Source organism: Lentzea alba, from assembly GCF_011067745.1.
GTDB classification, from domain to species: domain Bacteria; phylum Actinomycetota; class Actinomycetes; order Mycobacteriales; family Pseudonocardiaceae; genus Lentzea; species Lentzea alba.
Window position 1 is genome coordinate 201408 of the sequence record NZ_JAAMPJ010000008.1, and the last position, 18686, is coordinate 220093.

Annotated in this window: 18 protein-coding genes; 7 read left to right on the forward strand and 11 right to left on the reverse strand. The window is 69.4% G+C overall.

The genetic code is table 11. The features are described from left to right. The first annotated feature begins 6 nt into the window (after positions 1-6). Positions 7-1179: a nucleotide disphospho-sugar-binding domain-containing protein gene (locus G7043_RS28230; RefSeq protein ID WP_166050608.1), complete on the forward strand. Its 1173-nt coding sequence runs from the start codon at positions 7-9 to the stop codon at positions 1177-1179. 55 nt (positions 1180-1234) lie between these two features. Here the strand turns inward: G7043_RS28230 and G7043_RS28235 are convergent, their stop codons facing one another. After that, the gene (locus G7043_RS28235) at positions 1235-2263 is read right to left on the reverse strand and encodes an MDR family NADP-dependent oxidoreductase (RefSeq protein WP_166050610.1); all 1029 of its coding nucleotides are present in this window, start codon (positions 2261-2263) and stop codon (positions 1235-1237) included. 128 nt (positions 2264-2391) lie between these two features. Between G7043_RS28235 and G7043_RS28240 the strand changes: the two genes are divergently transcribed. Both G7043_RS28240 and G7043_RS28245 read left to right on the forward strand, forming a co-directional pair. Next, positions 2392-3756 (forward strand): GMC family oxidoreductase, encoded by a 1365-nt coding sequence (locus G7043_RS28240; protein ID WP_166050612.1) that lies wholly within the window; start codon positions 2392-2394, stop codon positions 3754-3756. Beyond that, positions 3746-4336, forward strand: coding sequence for a malonic semialdehyde reductase (locus tag G7043_RS28245; protein ID WP_166050614.1), 591 nt, complete (start codon positions 3746-3748; stop codon positions 4334-4336). Before G7043_RS28240 ends, G7043_RS28245 begins: the two co-directional genes overlap by 11 nt. Before the next feature lie 50 nt (positions 4337-4386). Here G7043_RS28245 and G7043_RS28250 read toward each other — a convergent pair whose 3' ends face one another. From G7043_RS28250 to wrbA, 6 genes are all read right to left on the reverse strand, one after another. After that, a complete protein-coding gene (locus G7043_RS28250; protein ID WP_166050616.1) occupies positions 4387-5220 on the reverse strand; it encodes an SMP-30/gluconolactonase/LRE family protein in 834 nt (277 codons plus the stop codon). A 25-nt stretch (positions 5221-5245) separates the two neighbouring features. Further along, positions 5246-6307 (reverse strand): winged helix DNA-binding domain-containing protein, encoded by a 1062-nt coding sequence (locus tag G7043_RS28255; RefSeq protein WP_166050618.1) that lies wholly within the window; start codon positions 6305-6307, stop codon positions 5246-5248. Beyond that, complete coding sequence (locus G7043_RS28260; protein WP_166050620.1) at positions 6304-7377, reverse strand: winged helix DNA-binding domain-containing protein; 1074 nt, start codon at positions 7375-7377, stop codon at positions 6304-6306. Before G7043_RS28260 ends, G7043_RS28255 begins: the two co-directional genes overlap by 4 nt. 79 nt (positions 7378-7456) lie before the next feature. Continuing rightward, on the reverse strand, positions 7457-8275 hold the full coding sequence (locus G7043_RS28265) for an SDR family NAD(P)-dependent oxidoreductase (RefSeq protein ID WP_166050622.1): 819 nt from the start codon (positions 8273-8275) through the stop codon (positions 7457-7459). Positions 8276-8353: 78 nt separating this feature from the next. Further along, positions 8354-9376 carry a ketoacyl-ACP synthase III family protein gene (locus G7043_RS28270; protein ID WP_166050624.1) on the reverse strand — a complete coding sequence of 341 codons (1023 nt, stop codon included), beginning with the start codon at positions 9374-9376 and terminating at the stop codon, positions 8354-8356. Further along, positions 9377-9964 (reverse strand): NAD(P)H:quinone oxidoreductase, encoded by a 588-nt coding sequence (gene wrbA / locus G7043_RS28275; protein WP_166050626.1) that lies wholly within the window; start codon positions 9962-9964, stop codon positions 9377-9379. It abuts the gene before it with no gap. A 110-nt stretch (positions 9965-10074) separates the two neighbouring features. On the opposite strand from wrbA, the gene G7043_RS28280 reads away from it, so the two are divergent. Beyond that, positions 10075-10680: a response regulator transcription factor gene (locus tag G7043_RS28280; RefSeq protein WP_166050628.1), complete on the forward strand. Its 606-nt coding sequence runs from the start codon at positions 10075-10077 to the stop codon at positions 10678-10680. Positions 10681-10804: 124 nt separating this feature from the next. Here G7043_RS28280 and G7043_RS28285 read toward each other — a convergent pair whose 3' ends face one another. The 4 genes from G7043_RS28285 to G7043_RS28300 all read right to left on the reverse strand — a co-directional run bounded on the left by G7043_RS28285 (position 10805) and on the right by G7043_RS28300 (position 16268). After that, on the reverse strand, positions 10805-13033 hold the full coding sequence (locus G7043_RS28285; RefSeq protein WP_166050630.1) for a sensor histidine kinase: 2229 nt from the start codon (positions 13031-13033) through the stop codon (positions 10805-10807). A gap of 129 nt (positions 13034-13162) precedes the next feature. After that, entirely contained in the window at positions 13163-13804 is a 642-nt protein-coding gene (locus G7043_RS28290; protein ID WP_166050632.1) for a hypothetical protein, read from the reverse strand. Positions 13805-13833: 29 nt separating this feature from the next. Continuing rightward, positions 13834-16095: a TOMM precursor leader peptide-binding protein gene (locus G7043_RS28295; protein ID WP_166050634.1), complete on the reverse strand. Its 2262-nt coding sequence runs from the start codon at positions 16093-16095 to the stop codon at positions 13834-13836. Beyond that, on the reverse strand, positions 16092-16268 hold the full coding sequence (locus G7043_RS28300; RefSeq protein WP_166050636.1) for a hypothetical protein: 177 nt from the start codon (positions 16266-16268) through the stop codon (positions 16092-16094). The genes G7043_RS28295 and G7043_RS28300 overlap by 4 nt, the downstream gene beginning before the upstream one ends. A 209-nt stretch (positions 16269-16477) precedes the next feature. On the opposite strand from G7043_RS28300, the gene G7043_RS28305 reads away from it, so the two are divergent. The 3 genes from G7043_RS28305 (at position 16478) to G7043_RS28315 (ending at position 18675) form a co-directional block, all read left to right on the forward strand. Further along, complete coding sequence (locus G7043_RS28305) at positions 16478-17287, forward strand: AfsR/SARP family transcriptional regulator (protein WP_166050638.1); 810 nt, start codon at positions 16478-16480, stop codon at positions 17285-17287. Between the two features lie 167 nt (positions 17288-17454). Beyond that, a complete protein-coding gene (locus tag G7043_RS28310; protein WP_166050640.1) occupies positions 17455-17706 on the forward strand; it encodes an acyl carrier protein in 252 nt (83 codons plus the stop codon). A 33-nt stretch (positions 17707-17739) separates the two neighbouring features. Further along, complete coding sequence (locus G7043_RS28315; protein WP_166050642.1) at positions 17740-18675, forward strand: aromatase/cyclase; 936 nt, start codon at positions 17740-17742, stop codon at positions 18673-18675. Positions 18676-18686: the final 11 nt, after the last annotated feature.

Genomic DNA, 18686 nt, shown 5'->3' on the forward strand with positions numbered 1-18686 from the left:
ACGGCAATGCGAGTACTGATCAGCACGTGGCCGGCGAGCGGGCACCTGCAGCCGATCGTCCCACTGAGCTGGGCACTGCGCGGTGCCGGTCACGAGGTCATCGTCACCACACCACAGCACCTGGTGCCCTTCGTGAAGTCCACCGGCCTCGACGCGATCGCGCTCGGCGAGGAGCAGGACCAGAAGATGATGCTGCAGGGCATCATCCAGCAGGCCGGTGAGAACGCCTCCCCGGCCGAGGCGCTGCCGCGGCCGGACCGCCAGTTCTGGGGCAACATCGCCTACGGTCCCGCCGGCCGCACCGCGGAGATCCTCCCGCTGCAGCTGGAGAAGGCGAAGGCGTTCGCGCCCGACCTGATCCTGACGGACCCGATGGACCTGTCCGGGCGGCTGCTCGGCGGCGTCCTCGGGGTGCCGGTCGTGCGGCACCGCTGGGGCGTCGACCCGTTGACCGAGGCGTTCGAGGAGACCGCGCACATGGTCCTCGACCCGGTGGCGCAGCAGATGGGCCTGACCGGGCTGCCGGAGCCGGAGCTGACCATCGACCCGTGCCCGCCGTCGTTCCAGCTGCCGGGACTGGAGAAGGGCCGCCCCGTGCGGTACCTGCCGTCCAACGGGTTCGGCGCCGTGCCCGACTGGGCGCTGGAGCAGCCGTCGAAGCCGCGGATCTGCGTGTCGTTCGGCTCGATGCCCAAGGAGCTCGGCATGCGCAAGGTGCTGGGCTGGGTCTACGAGGCCATCGCGCGCCTCGGTGACGTCGAGGTCGTGCTCGCCGTGCCGAACGGGATCGACGCCGAGGACCACTCGGTGATCGCGGACAAGGTCATCTCGTCCTCGCACCTGCCGCTGAACCTGTTCATGCGGACGTGCTCGGTGATCGTGCACCACGGCGGTTCCGGCACGGGCCTCACCGCGCTGAACGCCGCCACGCCACAGCTGGTGCTGCCGCAGTTCGCCGACCACTTCCCGTGGGCGGAGCGGCTGGAAGCCACCGGTGCCGGTGCGTACGTCGAGGGTGTGGAGAAGCAGCGGGACGTGAGCTTCATCCAGGACCGCCTGGAAGAGCTGATCCACAAGCCCGAGGCCAAGGAGGCTTCGTTGGCACTGCAGCACGAGATCCACAACGCGCCGTCCCCGGCGGCGTTGGTGCCGGAGCTGGAGGCCCTCGCGGGCGTCTGAACTCCGGACGCGAAGAAGCCCCCGGTTTCGGCCGGGGGCTTCTTCGTGAGGTGGCTCAGTCGTTGAGCTGGAGCACGACGGTGCCCGCGTACTTCTTGTCCAGCAACGCGATGAACGCCTCCGCCGCGACCGGCACACCGCCCTTCACGACGGTGTGGGCGAAGGAGATCTTGCCCTCGTTCAGCCAGGTGGCGAACGTCTGGTTCCAGGCCGCCAGCTGCTCTTCGGTGTCGAAGGTGGCGAACCCGCGGAACGTCAGCTGCTTCGCGATGGCGCGCATCAGGGCGAGGCGCGGGTGGTCGCCGTCCGTGCCACCGATCTGGCCGCTCAGCGCGCCGCACAGGGCGAACCGGGCGCCGGGCTGGGCGTGTTCGACGGCGGCCTCGAACTGGTCGCCGCCGACGTTGTCGAAGCACACCGTGATGCCGTCGGGAGCGAGCTCGCGCAGCCGGTCCAGCACCGGGCCGTCGTGGTAGTCGAACGCCGCGTCGAAGCCGGCCTCGTTCAGCAGGAAGTCGACCTTCTCCTTGCTGCCGGTGGAACCGATGACGAGCTTGGCGCCGCGGGCCTTCGCGATCTGGCCGGCCAGCGTGCCGACCGCGCCGGTCGCGCCGGACACGAACACGACGTCACCCTCGCCGGCGTCCGCCATCTCGACGATGCCGCGCCACGCGGTGGGGCCGTTGGCGAGGTAGTACTCCGCGCCGGGCAGCAGCGAGCGGTCGAGCTTCTTCACGCCGAACCCGGGGCTCACGACCGCCCACTCGCGCCAGCCCTCGTAGTGCAGGATGAACGTGCCCACCGGGAGTTCCTCGTTGTTGGACACCACGACCGTGCCGACGGTGGTGCACCACGGGGTCTTGCCGATCTCGTAGTTGGGGATCGGCAGCGCGGTCTCTGAGTTCATCAGATCGCGGTACACCGAGCCGAGGAACATCCACTCGTTGCGCACCAACACCTCGCCGTCGCCGGGGGTAGGTGTCGGCACCTCGACGAGCTCGAAGTTCTCCTGGGTCAGCCGGTCCGCCGGACGCGAAACCAGGCGCAGCTCCCGCGACGTCGCAGGAATCGCTTCGGCGCTCATACGGATCTCCTTTTCACAGTGGGGTTTCCACCGTCCCCGGCCACGGCATTGCGTGCCTTGAGAGGAACCTGAGCCATCTCAAGGCACGTGCGAGCCGGGATGCAGAGAACACTGGCTGACTAGGGGCCATGGCTGACTTCGACGTCATCGTGGTCGGCAGCGGCTCGGCGGGCGGCGTTCTGGCGGCACGGCTGTCGGAGGACCCATCTCGGCGCGTGCTGCTGCTGGAAGCGGGACCGGACGACCCCGTTGCGGGCCCGACGCACAACTGGATGTACCGGTCCGAGCCGCAGATCGGCGGCGAGCCGCTGAACCTGCCGCGCGGCAAGATCGTCGGCGGGTGCTCGGCGGTCAACGCGTGCATCGCCCTGCGCGGTGCGCCTGCCGACTACGACGCGTGGCCCGGCTCGTGGTCGTTCGACCTGGCACAGCGCTATTTCGAGGCCGTGGAGGCGGTGGTGCCGATCCGCCGGCCCGCCGAGGACATGACGTCCACCAACCGGACGTTCATCGAGACCGCGGTTTCTCTGGGCATGGAACGGGTCGAGGACCACAACGCACCCGGCGCGATCGGTGCGGGACCGGTGCCGTTGAACGAGATCGACGGCGTGCGGCAGAGCACCGCCGTCACCTATCTCGCGGCCGCGAGGTCCAGGGGCAACCTGACGATCCGGCCGAACTCCCTGGTGTGCAAGGTGCTCGTCCGGGACGGCAGGGCCGTCGGCGTGGTGCTCCTGGGCGGCGAGACGGTGTCGGCGCACAACATCGTGGTCGCCGCGGGCGCGTACGGTTCGCCCGCCGTGCTGATGCGGTCCGGGATCGGGCCGGCCACGGCGTTGTCGGCGCTCGGCATCGCGGTCGTCGCGGATCTGCCGGTGGGGCAGGGGCTGCAGGACCACCCGCTCGTCACGGTGAAGCTGATGGGCCGCGGCCCCGCGCTGTACCAGGCGGTCGCGACGACGTCCTCCGGCCTGCAGTTCCTGCCGGGCACGCCGTCACCCGCCGAGACGACCGGCGCGAACCTGATCATCTCGGTGGCGCTGCTCAAGCCCTCCTCGCGGGGCAAGGTGCGGCTGCGGTCGGCCGACCCGACCGACGCGCCGCTCATCGACCTCGGCCTGCTGCGGTCCTATGAGGACAGGGCGCTGATGCGGTCCGGTGTGCGTGACCTGCTGCGGTTGGTCGGCACCAAGCCGTTCGCCGGGGAGATCGACGGCCCGCCGCTCAACAGCCCACCGGCCGACCTCTCGGACGACCAGGCGCTGGACCGGTGGATCTTCGCGAACGTCGGCACGTACCACCACGCGGTCGGCACCTGCGCGATGGGTTCCGTGGTGTCACCCGACGGGCAGGTGCTCGGCGTGAACGGCCTGTGGGTCGCCGACGCCTCGGTCATCCCGGAAGTTCCCGCCGCCAACACGAATCTGCCCACCATGATGCTCGCGGAGCGCATCTCCGCGGTACTGATCGAGGAGTCGCGCCATGTCGCTTGAGCTGGACGCCGCCGCCCAGGACCTGCTGTTCCGGGAGGCCCGCACGGCCAACACGTTCTCGTCCGAACCGGTCTCCGACGAGACGCTGCAGGCCGTCTACGACCTGGTCAAGTACGCCCCGACGTCGATGAACCAGCAGCCGCTGCGGATCGTGCTGATCCGCTCCGAGGACGCCCGCGAACGGCTGGTGAAGACCATGTACGGGCCGAACGGCGCCAAGGTCGCACAGGCGCCGCTGGTCGCGATCCTGGCCGCGGACCTCGAGTTCCACGAGCTGATGCCGAAGCTGTTCCCGCACTTCCCCGAGGCCAAGGACATGTTCGCGGACCCGGCGATCCGCGAGGCCTCCGCCGTGCAGAACGGCACGATGCAGGCCGCGTACTTCCTGCTCGGCATCCGCGCCGCCGGACTGTGCGCGGGTCCGATGATCGGGTTCGACGCCGACGCCGTGAACCGCGAGTTCTTCCCGGACGGCAAGCAGAAGGTGCTGCTGGTCATGAACATCGGCAAGCCGGGGGAGAACGCCTGGTGGCCGCGGTCGCCACGGCTCGAGTACGACGAGGTCGTCACCGCCGCCTGACCTGTCGTACGAAGAAGGAGCCCCCGCCGGTCCGGCGGGGGCTCCTTGCGCTACCTGGGGCGGGGAACCGCGATCGACGTGTAGGCCGTCTCCGGCGTGGCCTCGGTGGTGAACCTGCCGTTGATCACGTACAGCAGGTCGTCGTGCAGGGCGAGCGAGCTCGGGATGTCGAACCGGGGGTCGCTCACCCGGCGCAGGATCTTGCCGACCGTGCCCTCGTGGTTGAGCCGCACGAGCACGACCTCGTTGCGCACGCCCATCGCCACGTACAGCAGCTCGCCGTCGAGCACCATGCCGTCGCAGTCCATCAGGTCCTCGCCACCGAGGTCGACGCTGGTGGCGCGGCCGGTGGTGGTGTCCACGTGGAACAGTCCGCCGGTGTTGGACTGGTTGACGAGCAACGCCGTGCCGTCCGGGGTGCGGCAGATCCCGTTGGCGTTGAAGCCTTCTTCGAGGTACCGGATGTCGCCGGTGAGCTCCAGCCGTTCGACCTGCTCCGGTTCGGGCAGCTCGCCGTTGCCGCCCAGTGGCAGCTTCCACAGCACCGGCAGCACCGAGTCGGTGGCCCACGCGGCCGTCGGGGTCAGCGCGAAGTCGTTGACCAGTCCCGCGAGCGGGTAGGACGCCAGGGTGGCGCCGGAGGCCGCGTGGATCACGTGGGCGTCGCCGGCGAAGCCGCCCGCGATGAACAGGCGGCCCCGGCGGTCGATCTTCACGCCGGCCGCGGCGGTGCCGGGTCCGGGGTGGATGGTCCGGCCCTCGCCGGTGATCAGGTCCGCGCGGTAGATGGACCCGTCGGCCAGCGAACCGAAGTACGCGAACGGACCGGGCCCGATCGTCATCGACTCTGGCCGGAATCCGTCCGGCAGCGCGATCGTCGTCATACCGGCCAGAAAACCGCAGCGTGCTCTAGGTTTGCTCGAACACCACGGCGTGCCCGGCGTCCGGTGCGGCAAACTCCAGCAACCGGCGTCCCTCGGCCTCGACCTGGGCGCTGTCCCGCTTGGGCAACCGCTGGTACGGCGCGATGAGCAGGGTCCCCTTCGCCACCTTCCAGGTACCGCTGACGAACCCGTCGACGGTGAAGCTGCCGCGGGTGGACGAACCGTTGAAGCCGGGGGAGATGATCCGGGTGCGGCCGGCGTGTGAGAGCGCGATGTTGTCGAACTCGGGCAGGAACCGCGGCGGCGCCGGGGTGTCCTCGTCCGGCCGTGGCGAGTCCTCGTGGTCGAAGAGCGTCCGGCCGTTCTCGTCGCTGAACTGCCTGAGCGGCAACCGGTCGAACACCTCGGACAGTCTCGTCAGACCGGACCACGTCTGCGCGTCCTGGACGCTCGCCGGCCCGAACGCCCTGAGGTAACGGGAAACCACCTCGGTGATCGACGGTTCGGGCAGGGATTCGGCACCCAGCCAGGTGTTCAGGGTGGCGTGGTCGCCACGGCCTTGCGCGACGCCCCAGACGCCGCGTGGCGGGATCTGGGCGAGCGGGACGAGTAGTTGCACCGCGTAGGCCAGCGCCGTCGCCTGGTGGCCCGTCCAGCGCTCCTTCAGCAGCTTGCCGAGGTCCTCGCGGGTGCACGGTTGCGCTTCGAGCAGCTCTCGACCGCGTTGTGCGAGCTCGTCGGGATCGATGCCCGCGATCTGCTTTCCGTTGTGGCCGGTGAAGTTCACGCGGTCCAGCACGGGTTTCAGCAACGGCCGCAACAGCAGCGCGTCGCGGGCACTCACGAGGTGGATCGTGCCTCTCATCAGCACGATCCGGACCGTTTCGCGGCTCTCCAGGGTCCCGGCGAGGTCGGCAGGCTGAAAACCGCTCACCCGCGACCACAGGCCCACGTACGGCGAGAGCGGGACCTGGGACTGCATGCCCACCAGGTGTTCCACGACCTCGATCGGGGTTTTCGCAGCGCGTTCCAGGAGGAACTGCCGGGCCAGCAACGCCCGGTTCAGCTGCCGTGCGCTGAGCTTCACTCGACCACGAACTCCCGCGTCGTCGCGTCCGGTGCCGCGAACCGCAACACCCCGTCGGCTTCCTTCTCGACCGCCTTCAGATCCTTTTTGGACAAGGGCTGGAACAGAGTGAGCGTCAGGGTCGCGGTCTTCTTCTGCTCCTTGAGCTTCCACAACCCGCGCACGAACCCGTCGACCAGCAGTGTGGCCGCGATGCCCGCGCCGACGCAGACCCGCTTGCGGACGTCGTCGTCCATCACCCGCGTGCGGTCGAAGTGCGACACCATCAGGTTGTCGTACTCGGGTAGGAACCGGACCGGCGCCGGCGTGTCACCGTCCGGCCGCGGTGCGTCGGGCAGGTCGTAGAGCTCCTGGCCGGTGTCGGAAACGAGGACCTCCAGCTCGTCGCCCATGTCCTTGAACACCTTGGCCATGAACGTGAGACCGCTGAACGCCTGGAGATCCTTCACGGTGGCCGGGCCGTACGCGGCGAGGTAACGGCGCACCAGCTGCTTCGGGTCCGGATCCGAGACGAACTCCTGGTCCAGGAACGGTTCCGCGAGCGTCGACGGCACCGAACCGCCCTTGCCCCACGGCGGCACGTGCACCAGCGGCACCAGGTACTGCACGGAGTAGGCCAGCGACAGGGGATCGCGGCCGGGGAACCTCTCGCTCATCGACTCGCGCAGCTGCACCTGGGTGAGGGCCTTGCCGCGCAGCAGCTTCCGGCCGTGCGCGGCGATCTCACCGAGGTCCAGGCCCTCGGTCTGGCGGCCGAAGAAGCCTTTCTGCGCCCGGTTGAGCACCGGCTGGAGCAACGGCCGCAGCCACAGCAGATCCGGCGTGGTCACGAGGTGCATGGTGTAGCGCATGAGCGACGACCGCACGATCTGGCGGTCCAGGATGAGCTTCGACAGCTCGTCGTGGTCGAAGCTCCGCAGGCGCGCCCACAGTCCGATGTAGGGCGGGAACGGCAGCTGCGCCTGCAGCCCGACGAGCTGTTCGGTCGCTTCGAGCACGCCCAGGTCGTGACGCTGCAGCAGAAGTTGGCGCGCGAGGGTGGCACGGTTGATCGCGCGGCGGTCCAGCACGGGATGGCCTTTCTGTAAACGCGGAAACGCGGCCGTCACCGGAATCTACCGGTGACGACCGCTCTGGTGACGGTGCTGATCAGGCCGCATCGCCTTCGAGGCGGGAGCGGAACCACGACATGAACAGGTGGTCGGTGCCGGCGGTGAGGTCCTGGCCTCCGTCGATCGTGATGATCTGGCCGGTGACCCAGGAGCTGGCAGGGCTCGCGAGCTGCGTGATCCACGGCGTGATGTCCTCGACCGTGCCGGTGCGGCCGAGCGGCATGATGTCCGCCAGCGTCGCGAAGATGCCGTCGGTCTCCTCCTCGTTGAGCCCGTTGGCCGCGTAGACCTCGGTGCGCACGCCGGCCGGGGCGACGGCGTTGACCCGGATCCCGAGCGGGGCGAGCTCGCGCGCCCACGTCAGCGTCAGGCTGTGCATGCCCGCCTTGCTGGCCGCGTACAGCGCGGCGCCGGGCTCGGGGTTGTGGCCCGCGACCGAGGAGACGAACACGATGTTGCCGCCGGGCTTGGCGAGGAACCGGTACAGCGCGCCGGTGAGGCGGACCGGGCCGAGCAGGTTGATGTTGAGCAGTTCGTTGCTGGCCTTCTCGTCGAAGTACTCGGCGAGCGTGTTGCGGAAGATGCCGGCGTTGTGCACCAGCACGTCCAGCTTGGCACCGTTGGTCTCGACGGCGTCGGCGACGGCCTGCGCGCCCTCGGCGGTCGTGACGTCGGCGGCCACGGGAACGATGTTCGGGTGCAGCTCGGCGACCTCGTCCAGCCGAACCTTGCGGCGACCGGTGATGATCACACTCGCGGCACCGAGCTTCGCGAACTCGACGGCCGCGTGCTTGCCGATTCCGGTGCCACCACCGGTGACGACGACTCGCTGGCCTTCAAACGGCTGGTCGGACATGGTCTGGGTTCCTTTCGAAAGCCAACGGGTGTGGCACCTATCCAGCCAAAACCGTCTGGTATCCCGCTTGAACGGCGCTCAGGCCGCCCAGGACGGCTTCGCGTCGATCTCGATGACGGCGCATCCCCAGCTGTAACCGGCACCCACGCCGAACAGCACGATCCGCTGTCCCGGCCGGGCCTGTCCGGTGTCGACGAGGTGGCCGAGTCCCGCGAACTGGTCGCCCGCACCGAGATGCCCGATCGTGCGGCTCCACTCCCACGTCGTGCGCGCGGGGTCGATGTCGTAGGGCCGCAGGTAGTTCACGTCCAGGCGGCGCCGGCCGAAGTGCGGCAGCACCACCCAGTCCGCGTCACCGAGCTTCATGTCCGCGTCCGCCAACGCCTCCTCGACCGCGGCCGCCTGTCCCGCGTTGGCCCGGTTGATGCCGAAGGAGAGCCCGAACCGCTTGGCGAACGCGTGCTTGGCGGCCTCGAAGTCCACCGGCATGCGGTGCTCGAACGGCGCGAGCCCCATCGGTTCGTCACCGCGGTGCAACGGCTCCAGCTCGGAATCCGCGTTGATGGCCAATGAAAGCAGTCGCGCGTATCCGCCGCGCCGGGACAGCACGACCGCGCTCGCGCCGTCGGCGTACGGCGTGCCGGGGTCGGTGCGCCACCGGTCGATGCCGGGCAGGCAGAACCGGTCGGCCGTGGTGAGCAGTGCGTCACGACCGGGGCTCAGGTAGCGCACGGCGAGGTCCAGCGCGGCCATGCCACCGTTGGACATCTGCCGGATCTCCAACGCCAGACAGCTGTTGCGGACGGTCTCGCGCTGGATGTAGCTGCCGACCGGCCACAGGTCCTGCCCCTGGTGGTAGGTCGTGGCGTGCAGGATCAGTTCTACGTCCTCGCCGGTGCTGCCGGCCCTCGTGAGCGCCTGCTGGGCCGCGCGCACGCCCATCTCCGCGGCCGACTCGTCGGGGGAGTACGCGACGCTGGTGACGTCCGTGCGCGCGACCAGCTTCGGTTCGCACTCGCCGGAGTCGATGGCGTCCTGCACGTTCAGCGTCGCGGGGAGCCGGATCCCGTTGCCCCGCAGGTAGATGCCGTCGACGCGCACTCAGGCCTCCTTCAGCGCACGGGCGACGCGCACGACCCGGTCGGCCTGCACCCGAGCCGACTGCAACGCGATCTCGCTGACCGGTGCGCTGTCCGAACCGAGCACGTGGGAGGTGCCGTACGGGTTCTCGTTCAACCCCGGCGGCACGATGATCCCGCCGAAGTGGCAGACCATGTTGTAGATGGACACGATCGTGGTCTCCATGCCGCCGTGCGTGCTGCCGCCGGAGGTGAAAGCGCTGTACACCTTGTTCGCCAGACGTCCCTGGAACCACGCGGGTCCCAGCGTGTCGATGAACTGCTTGAGCTGCGCGGACATGTTGCCGAACCGCGTGGGCGTGCCGAACAGGACCGCGTCGCCCCACAGGACGTCGTCGACCTGGGCGATCGGCACGTCCTCGGTCGCCTTCAGGTGCTCCGCCCACGCGGGCCGCGAGTCCACGGCGGCCCGTGGCGCGAGCTCGGCCGCCCTGACCAGCCTGACCTCGGCTCCCGCCTTCTCCGCCGTCTCGGCGATCTCGGTGGCGATGCGGTGGATCGTCCCGGTGGACGAGTAGTACACGACGGTGACGTTGACGCTGCGTTCCATGGCGGGATCCCTTTCGCAGGCAGGTCCCCACCACCGTTGCCGGTACACCTCGACGCGGCGTCGAGCGCGGCCTGAACGCCGCGGGATATGGTGTGTCGCCGGAGGGCGCAATGATCAGGGTTCTGCTGGCCGAGGACATGCACATGGTGCGCGGTGCCCTCATCGCGCTGCTCAACCTCGAACCGGACATCGAAGTCGTCGCCGAGGTGAGCTCGGGGGACAAGATCCTGCCGATGGCGCGGCAGCACAAACCGGACGTCGCGGTGATCGACATCGACCTGCCGATCCTCGACGGGCTCAGCGCCGCCGCGAAGATCCGGGAGACGATGCCGGAGGTCCGCACGCTGATGCTCACGTCGCTCGGCCGCCCCGGCACGCTGCGCAAGGCGCTGGCCGCCCGCGTGGACGGCTTCCTGCTCAAGGACGCCCCGCCCGGCCAGCTCGCCGACGCGATCCGCGACGTGGCCGCCGGCAAGCGGGTGGTCGACTCCCAGCTGGCGCTCGCGGCCTGGGACCGGGGGGAATGCCCGCTGACCGACCGCGAACTGGAGGTGCTGCGGCTCGCCGCGGCGGGTTCGGACGCCCCGGAGATCGCGACCGCACTGTCGTTGTCGACCGGCACCATCCGCAACTACATGACGACCATCATCACCAAGCTGAACGGCCGCAACCGCGTAGACGCCATCCGCATAGCCGAAGAAGCCGGCTGGATCTAACTCCCGCCCCAACTCCCAACCCGTTCACCCACACGAACCCCACCAGCCCCACTTTTCGGCACGCGGGGCCCTTTCGTACTACGTGACAGTACGAAAGGGCCCCGCGTGCCGACCGGCAGCAGGGTTAGGCGAGGGGGATTTCGGCGTGCAGGCGGAAGGTGCGCTCGGACGTGGGGCCGGCGTCCAGGCTCCCGCCCAGCGCGCAGACGCGGGTGGTGAGGTTGCCGATACCGCTGCCGTTGCGGGAGTTCCGGTCCGTCGCCGCGAGCCCGTCGTTGATGATGTCCATCGTGACGAGCTGCGGTGAGCTGGACAGCACGATCTCGCAGCGCTCGGCCTTGCTGTGCCGCAGCAGGTTCGTCACGCCCTCGCGCAACACCGTCGCGAGCGTCACCCGCACGTCCGTGGGCAGCTCGTCGCACGCGTCGATCCGCACGGTCACCTCGATGTCGGCCGCGCACAGCAACGCCTGCGCCGACTGGGTCTCCTCGTTCAACGACAGCTCGCGATAGCTCAACGCCACCGACCGCACGTCCGCCAGCGCCTGCCGGGAGATGTCCAGCACCTCGGTGAGCTCCTGGCGGGCCCGGCCGGGGTCGATCGTGAGCAGCCGGTGCGTGAGCTCGCTCTTCAACGTGATCGCGGACAGACTGTAGCCGAGCAGGTCGTGCAGGTCGCGCGCGAACCGCAACCGCTCCTGCGTCACCGCCGCCGTCGCCAGTTCCTCCCGCGCCTCGTGCAGCTCGGTCACCATGGACCGCAACCGGCTCAACGCGTACAGCACCAGGCCGTGGTTCATCGTGGCCATGACGCCCCACGCGATGTACACGGGGCCCTGACCGAGGACGCCGAAGACGACACCCTGCCCGGCGACGACGGCGATGAACCCGACCCAGCCCGCCGCGCGGGGCAGCAGGAGCGCCGCCGACCCGGCCACGAAGCCCGGCACCCCGATGAACGGGCTGCCGTACACGAACTGCGGCGCGTACACGCAGATCGCGACCCCCGCGAGCACCGCCGCGGTCTGCACCGGGGTCAGCTGGAGGTGCGGACGGCTGACGATGCCCAGCACCAGCGCGACCATGCCCGCGACGCTGACCGCGGCGACCGCGATCCCGAGCGGCCCGAGCAGGCTGTAGTCGTGGAACGCCAGCGTGGTGGCCATCAAGCCGTAGCCGATCACCACGGTCGTGAGCAGCACCTGCGCGAACTGCGTCGCGATCGGCGGACCCGCCGCACCCAGCTCGCTCGCCGGTTCCTCCGGCGCGGGCGTCGCCGGCACCTCCGCGTGCAACCGGTACGTGCCGTCCGGGGACGCCTGGGCGTGCAGGGATCCGCCGACGGCCGTGGTGCGGGCGGCGAGGTTGGTGAGACCGCTGCCCCGGTCGGCCGCGGCCTCGCTGGGCGCGCCGTCGTTGGTGATGTCGATGGACACCAGCTGTCCGTCGCAGGAGATCGTGATCGAGCAACGGGTGGCGTCGCTGTGCCGCAGCAGGTTCGTCACGCCCTCGCGCAGCACCGTCGCGAGCACGGTTCGGGAGCGCGGCGACAGTTCGGCGCACTCGCCCTCGATCGTCGTCGCGACCCCCGCCGCGGCCAGCACGGACCGCGCCGACTCGATCTCGTCCGACAGCGACAGCTCCCGGTAGCTCGACGCCACCGCACGCACGTCCGTCAACGCCTCGCGGGCGATGCCGAGGATCTCGGCCAGCTCGCGCAACGCGCGTTCGGTGTGTTCGCCGACCAGTTTGCGAGCCAGCTCCACCTTCAGCGTGATCGCGGACAGGCTGAACCCGAGCAGGTCGTGCAGGTCGCGGGCGAACCGCAGCCGTTCCTGCGACACGGCCAGCTCGGCGAGTTCGGACCTGGCGGTCTCCAGTTGCCGGACCAGCGAGGGCAGCCGGGACAGGCCGTAGACGACCAGGCCGGACACCACCGGGGTCAGCACGTAGTAGACGAGCTCGGCGACGTTGGCGACGTGCACGTACTTGATGAAGCCGTTGGTGACCGCCACCGCGCCGAACACGAGCCACCGCACCCGGCCGGGCAGGACCAGCAACGCGCTGCCCGCGAAGAACCCGGGCATGCCGGACCACGCGTTGGGGAAGAAGAGCACCGGCACGAAGACGAGCAACGCCATCGCGCCCAGCGCCAGGTGTGCCTGGGCGGACCGCAGGTCGGCGCCCGGCCGCGAGAACACCCGCAGCTGCAGGTAGCCGATCGTCAGCAGGCAGGCGAGCGAGGCGACGATCCGCACCGGCGTCGTGCCGGCCTGCAGGACGTAGAAGAAGGCGTTGCCGAGGTAGTTGGCGAACACGATGCTGATCACGACGTACGCCAAGCGACGGGACACCGATGAGCGTTCCTGTCGCAGTGTCACAGCAGCAGCTCCCGCGCGAGGGTCTGGACGCGGCCATGATACGGGCGCTTCCTGGGAAATCTCGCGTTTCGCGAACCTCGTTCGGAGCAACATGACTACGGCTCAACACCTCGCCACGACGAGTTGCGCACCGGCGAGGTAGGCGACGACGTCGGCGACCAGCGTCCGGCTGATCTGCAGCGCGTCCGCGATGTGCGTGATCGTGGTTTCGCCGCCGAGCAACGACTTCGCGATCTCCGTCGCCGGCGCGCTGTGCAGGATCGCCTGGTACTGCTGGCCCACGCAGGTCAGCGCCTGGTCGCCGTTCAGCCTCTCGATCTCGGTACCCGGCCGCATCGTGACGGCCTCGTCGTCCTCGATGTGCGGCAACGTGAACACGGCGTCACCGGTCACCGCCACGACCGAGAGGATCGGCCCGGCGCCGTCGTCCATGCCGAGCGACGGCACGACGCAACCACCGAGCTGGTCGAGCGTGTTCTTCAGCCTGCGCCAGACGAGGCACGGTCCGCTGCCGGTCTTCCAGCGCACGAAGTTGTCGTGCAGCGCGGAGATGTTCTCCAGCGCGACCGGGCCGAGGCTCATCCGGTGCAGCGCCTCCCGGACGACCGGGCTGGTGTCGGCGAGCTGGATCGCACCCCACCGGCCGTGCACGGTGAGGTGCTCCGCGCCCTCGTCGACGAACGCGTCCTCGAGCAACGACCACAGCGGGCGACCCGTTGGGATGTGCGATTGCGTGGGCACCACGGCGCGCCTCCGCTCCGGCAGGTGATGAGTCACATGAACAACGGGATCGGGTTGAGCTCAACGTATCTTCGAGGCCGGTCCAGTCGACCAAGTTGTACCGGCACGTCGTAGAGGCGCCCTTGAGCGAACCTCGACCAGAAGTGGCGCAGTCCCGGCACGACCACCCGGACGACGGGAAGCCCGATGTCGGGCCTCGTCTGGTCGAGCACCAGCACCTCCATCCCGCGGCTTTCCAGGGTGTCCTGGACAGCGCGGACGTCGTCGGCCAGGTCGCGCCGGTGCTGGTAGCCGTGGTGCATCGCGTGCCGCGGCGGCACGGCGGGGTCGGGGACCAGCCAGGACTGCTCGGCGACGCGGGCGTGCTCGAACCAGAACCGCGTGTCGACGTCGAACTTCTCCAGCCGGACCGGCTCGCAGACCATCGGCATGCACTGGTTGAGCTCGGTGAGCGCCCGGCGGGCCGCGATCCGCGGATCCAGATGGGCCCCGCAGCCGAGCATGATGTCCTCCCGCGGGCCGTTGGTGCGCCGCGACACCGCCACCATCACCGGCACGCCCAGGTCGGAGGTGACGTCGAGCAGCCACATCTCGCGGCCGAGGCGTGCGTGCACCTCGCGGCACTCGTCGATCCACCGGTCGTGGAACGAGTCCAGGTCCACGCCCGGCAGCGGCGTGCGGTTGTACCACCAGATGGCGACCGCGTCGCGTTCGACGAGCTCCAGCAGGGCCTGCAGCACCGCGTCCTCCAGGCTGCTGCCGGCGGCGCAGCCGTTGGAGTTCGACGTGACACTCGGCGGGCAGGGGGCGCCGAAGTAGGACATGCCGGTGGGCAGGAACTTGTGCCTTTGTTCGGTGAGCGACCAGTACGGGGTCCAGCTCATCACCTCGTCGTCGTCGAACGGGGTGGTGACGTGCTGGAACTTCGAGTGGCTCGCGTTCCAGGCGTCGCGGTCCACGAACTGGCGCGGGTGGTACTGCTGCACGGTGTCGGGATGGATCGCCGGCTCGCCCAGCGACCGGTAGCTGCCGCTCACCTGGGCCTCGTCGCCGCAGAACGCGCCGCTGCGTCGTTCGACGGCCTCGCACAGCGCGCCGACCTCGGCGTCGAGCGCCGTCACGCCCTTGCCGCCGGTCTCCGCCCGCAGGGACGAGCGCAGTCCTTCGAGGCCTTCACCCGAGGCCGCGATGTTCGAACCGGACCAGAAGGAGTTGAAGAACGCGGGTCCGTCGTCGTTGCGGCGGATGTCCCGCACGATCCCGGTGAGCGGGCCGATGAGGTGCCGGTAGGTGCCGAGCACCTCCTGCGGCGACGACGACCGGTGGCCGCCGCCGTCGCAGGAGCGCTTCACCCGGCTCGTCAGGACGACCGGCTGGAACGCCCTGCGCGCGACCATCTCCGGATCACCGCAGCCGGGGCACTGCGGGCGTGCCCGCACCTCGTGCTGCGTGACCTTCATGGTCAGGCTGTCGTAGCTCCAGACGGACCGCTGCGTGTCCTGGCGCAGTCCCGCGAGCCACTTGATCGCCTCGACCGAGGCGATCTCCAGCGCGGTCGCCCGCAGCGACGGCAACCCGATCGCCGCCCGCGGTGCGGGGCCGCGCTCTCCGCAGCGCGCCCGCACGTGGGCCTCCGCCGACCGGTTGGCCGACAGCCGGGTGGCCAGGCAACGCCAGCACGGGCCGTCGCCAGGGGTGAAGAAGGGACCCACGCGCACCTGCGCGCCGACCGGCTTGACCAGCAACCACGGCGTGCCGGCGGCGCGGTGCGCGGCGTCGATGTCGCGGAGCTCGGGTGCCAGGTAGTCCGCACACGCCACGACCGTGAGGTCACCACTCCCCGAGGTGACCGTGAGTCCGTTGCGGCACAAGGCGTCCACGAGCGAGTCGCGATCGATCTCGCCGATCGCGACCACGGAGACGAGCGACGTCGTTGTCGCCGCCACCGCGTCCGCGGGATCGAGGCCCGCCGCGTCCCAGTACGCGAGTGAGGCCTCGATGTCGGCCGAACCGTCCTCCGTGCCCCTGCTGCCGATCAGGCCTGCCGCGGCCAGCCGGGCGAGCATGCGCTCGACCTGGTCCGCGGTCAGGTCCGCGGACGCGTCGCGGAGCAGCCCGGCGAGGTCGCGGGTGCCGTCGAGCAGGAGCGCGAGCGTCTCCACGTGCGGGCCCTGGATCGCGGTGACCCCGGACTCCCCGAAGAGGTACACCGCTTCGCCCCGCACGATCTGCGGCCGGAGGTGTCGTCTGAAACCGATGCGTTGCTCGCCCGGTTCGGCCAGGTCTCTTCTCATGCCGCGAGGACTTCTTCGTACCTGACGAAGGACCTGCCGCCGGGCATGGTGGCCGACCAGCCGCTGCCGAAGTCCACGGTGGTCTCACGGTCGAACTCGTAGATCTTCAGGTCGTCCGAGGCGTCGGTGGCGGAAACGGAAGCCAGGTGCTCCACGGTGACGGTGGGGTACATGTGCATCTCCGATGTTTACGTGTCGAGTGTCGGGGGTAATGGTGCCGACCAGCGGTAATGGATCGGTAGTTACCGGCTAATGCGCCCCGGTATGAAGTTCTCATACCCGCGCCGGGGAGAACTCACCTGACATCGATGGCTGGTGCACTAACGCCGCCCCCACCTGCGGACCACACTGGTTCTCAAGTTCGAGCAGAAGGGGGACGGCGATGCAGATCAAGGTCCTGGGGCCGGTGGAGGCCAAGGTGAACGGTCGATCGGTCACGCCGTCCGCGGCCAAACCGAGGCAGATCCTGGCGCTGCTCGCGTTGCACTCCGGCTCCGTGGTGTCCGTGCCGACGCTGATCGAGGAGCTGTGGGACGACCGCCCGCCGCGCAGTGCGCGCACCACGCTGCAGACCTACATCCTGCAGCTGCGCCGGCTCATCGGCGACGCACTGGCAGAGTCCGACGAGAACGGCGCCAAGGAAGTGCTCGTCACCCGGTACGGCGGCTACCTGCTCGACGTGCCCGAGGACGCGGTTGACGTGCACGAGTTCGAACGACTGGCGCGGTCCGGCCAGAACGCCTACGACGCCGACGACTACGCGTCCGCGTCCCGGCTGTTGCGCTCGGCGCTGGAGATGTGGCGCGGGCCGGCCGTCGTCGACGTTCGGCCGGGCATGCCGCTCAGCGTCGAGGTCGTGCGCCTGGAGGAGTCTCGACTCGGCGTGCTGGAGATGCGCATCGAGGCGGACATGCGGATGGGCAAGCACAAGGCGTTGCTGAGCGAGCTTTCCGTGCTGACGGTGCAGAACCCGATGAACGAGAACCTGTGCGCGCAGTACATGATCTCGCTGTTCCGCGCGGGACGGCAGTGGCAGGCACTGGACGCGTTCCGGGCGTTGCGCCGCACGTTGGTCGACGAGCTCGGCGTCGAGCCGTCGGCACGCCTGCAACAGCTGCAGCACGCGATCGTCACGTCCGATCCGCGGCTCGACCGTGCGGAAGCCCGTCAGCTGCAAGGACTTCTCGCCTGATCCAGACTCCAGCGGCCCCCGCCACACTGTGGCGGGGGCCGTTTCTCGTTGTGTGGCAACGTTTTCTTGGCATGTTGTTCGAGGAAACCTCCACTGGCCTACCAGTGCGCCCTGGCAACCTCACTTCGTGGGCGAGCGGAAACGCCCGGTGAGGAAAGGAAAAAGCCGTGAGCGCACTGACCATCGAGGCTCTCAAGGAGATTCTCAACGAGGCCGCCGGCGAGGACGACTCGTTCAAAGCCGGCCAGGACATTCTCGACACTCCGTTCCTCGAGCTGGGCTTCGACTCGCTGGCCCTGCTGGAGACGGTGGCACTGATCAAGCGCCGGTACGGCGTCGGTGTCGGCGACGACGAGCTTGCGGACATCGAGACCCCGCGCGAACTGCTGTCCAAGGTCAACGGAGACCTCGCGGCCTGACCGCCGGCGAGCCGAGAACGGAGACACGGGGACATGACCCACACCACCACGCACACGGTCATGATCGGTGCCCCCGCCAAGGTGGTGTACGACCTGATCGCGGACGTGACGCGCTGGCCGTACATCTTCGGGCCCACGGTGCACGCCGAGGTGTTCGAGACCGACGGGACCACCGAACGGTTGCGGCTGCACGCCTTCGCCAACGGTGACGTGCGCACGTGGACGTCTCGCCGTGAGCTGGACTCGGCGAACCTGCACGTCAAGTTCGAGCAGGAGCGTTCGGCGGCACCCGTGAAGTCGATGGGAGGGGAGTGGCGAATCGTGCCGATCGCCGACTCGGCCACCCGCGTCGACCTGCTGCACCACTTCACCACCGCGCAGCCGGAAGCCGTCGAGCTGGTCCTGAAGGCGGTGAACAACAACAGCGACGCCGAGCTCGCGGCGCTCAAGCGCGCCGCCGAGCTCGGCGACGACTACGACAAGTACGTGCTGTCGTTCTCGGACAGCATCACGATCCACGCGACCCGCAGGGACGTCTACGAGTTCCTGTACCGGTCGGACCTGTGGCCGCAGCGGTTGCCGCACGTCGCCCGGCTCGACCTCACCGAGGCCGTCACCGGTGTGCAGTCCATGGAGATGGACACGCGCAGCCCGGACGGCTCGATCCACACGACGCACTCCGTGCGGGTGTGCACTCCGCACGACACGATCGTCTACAAGCAGACCAGGACGCCGCCGATCATGGCCGCGCACGTCGGCCGGTGGACGTTGCGGGACATCGGCGACGGCATCGAGGCCGGCATCGAGGCGACCTCGCACCACACCGTGGTCATCCGGCCTGAGGTCGTGCCGGAGGTGCTCGGCCCGGACGGCACGATCGAGCGCGCACGTGAGCTGATCCGCCACGCGTTGGGGACCAACAGCCTCACGACCCTGAGGCACGCCAAGGAGTTCGCCGAGAACGGCTGATCTGTGAGGTG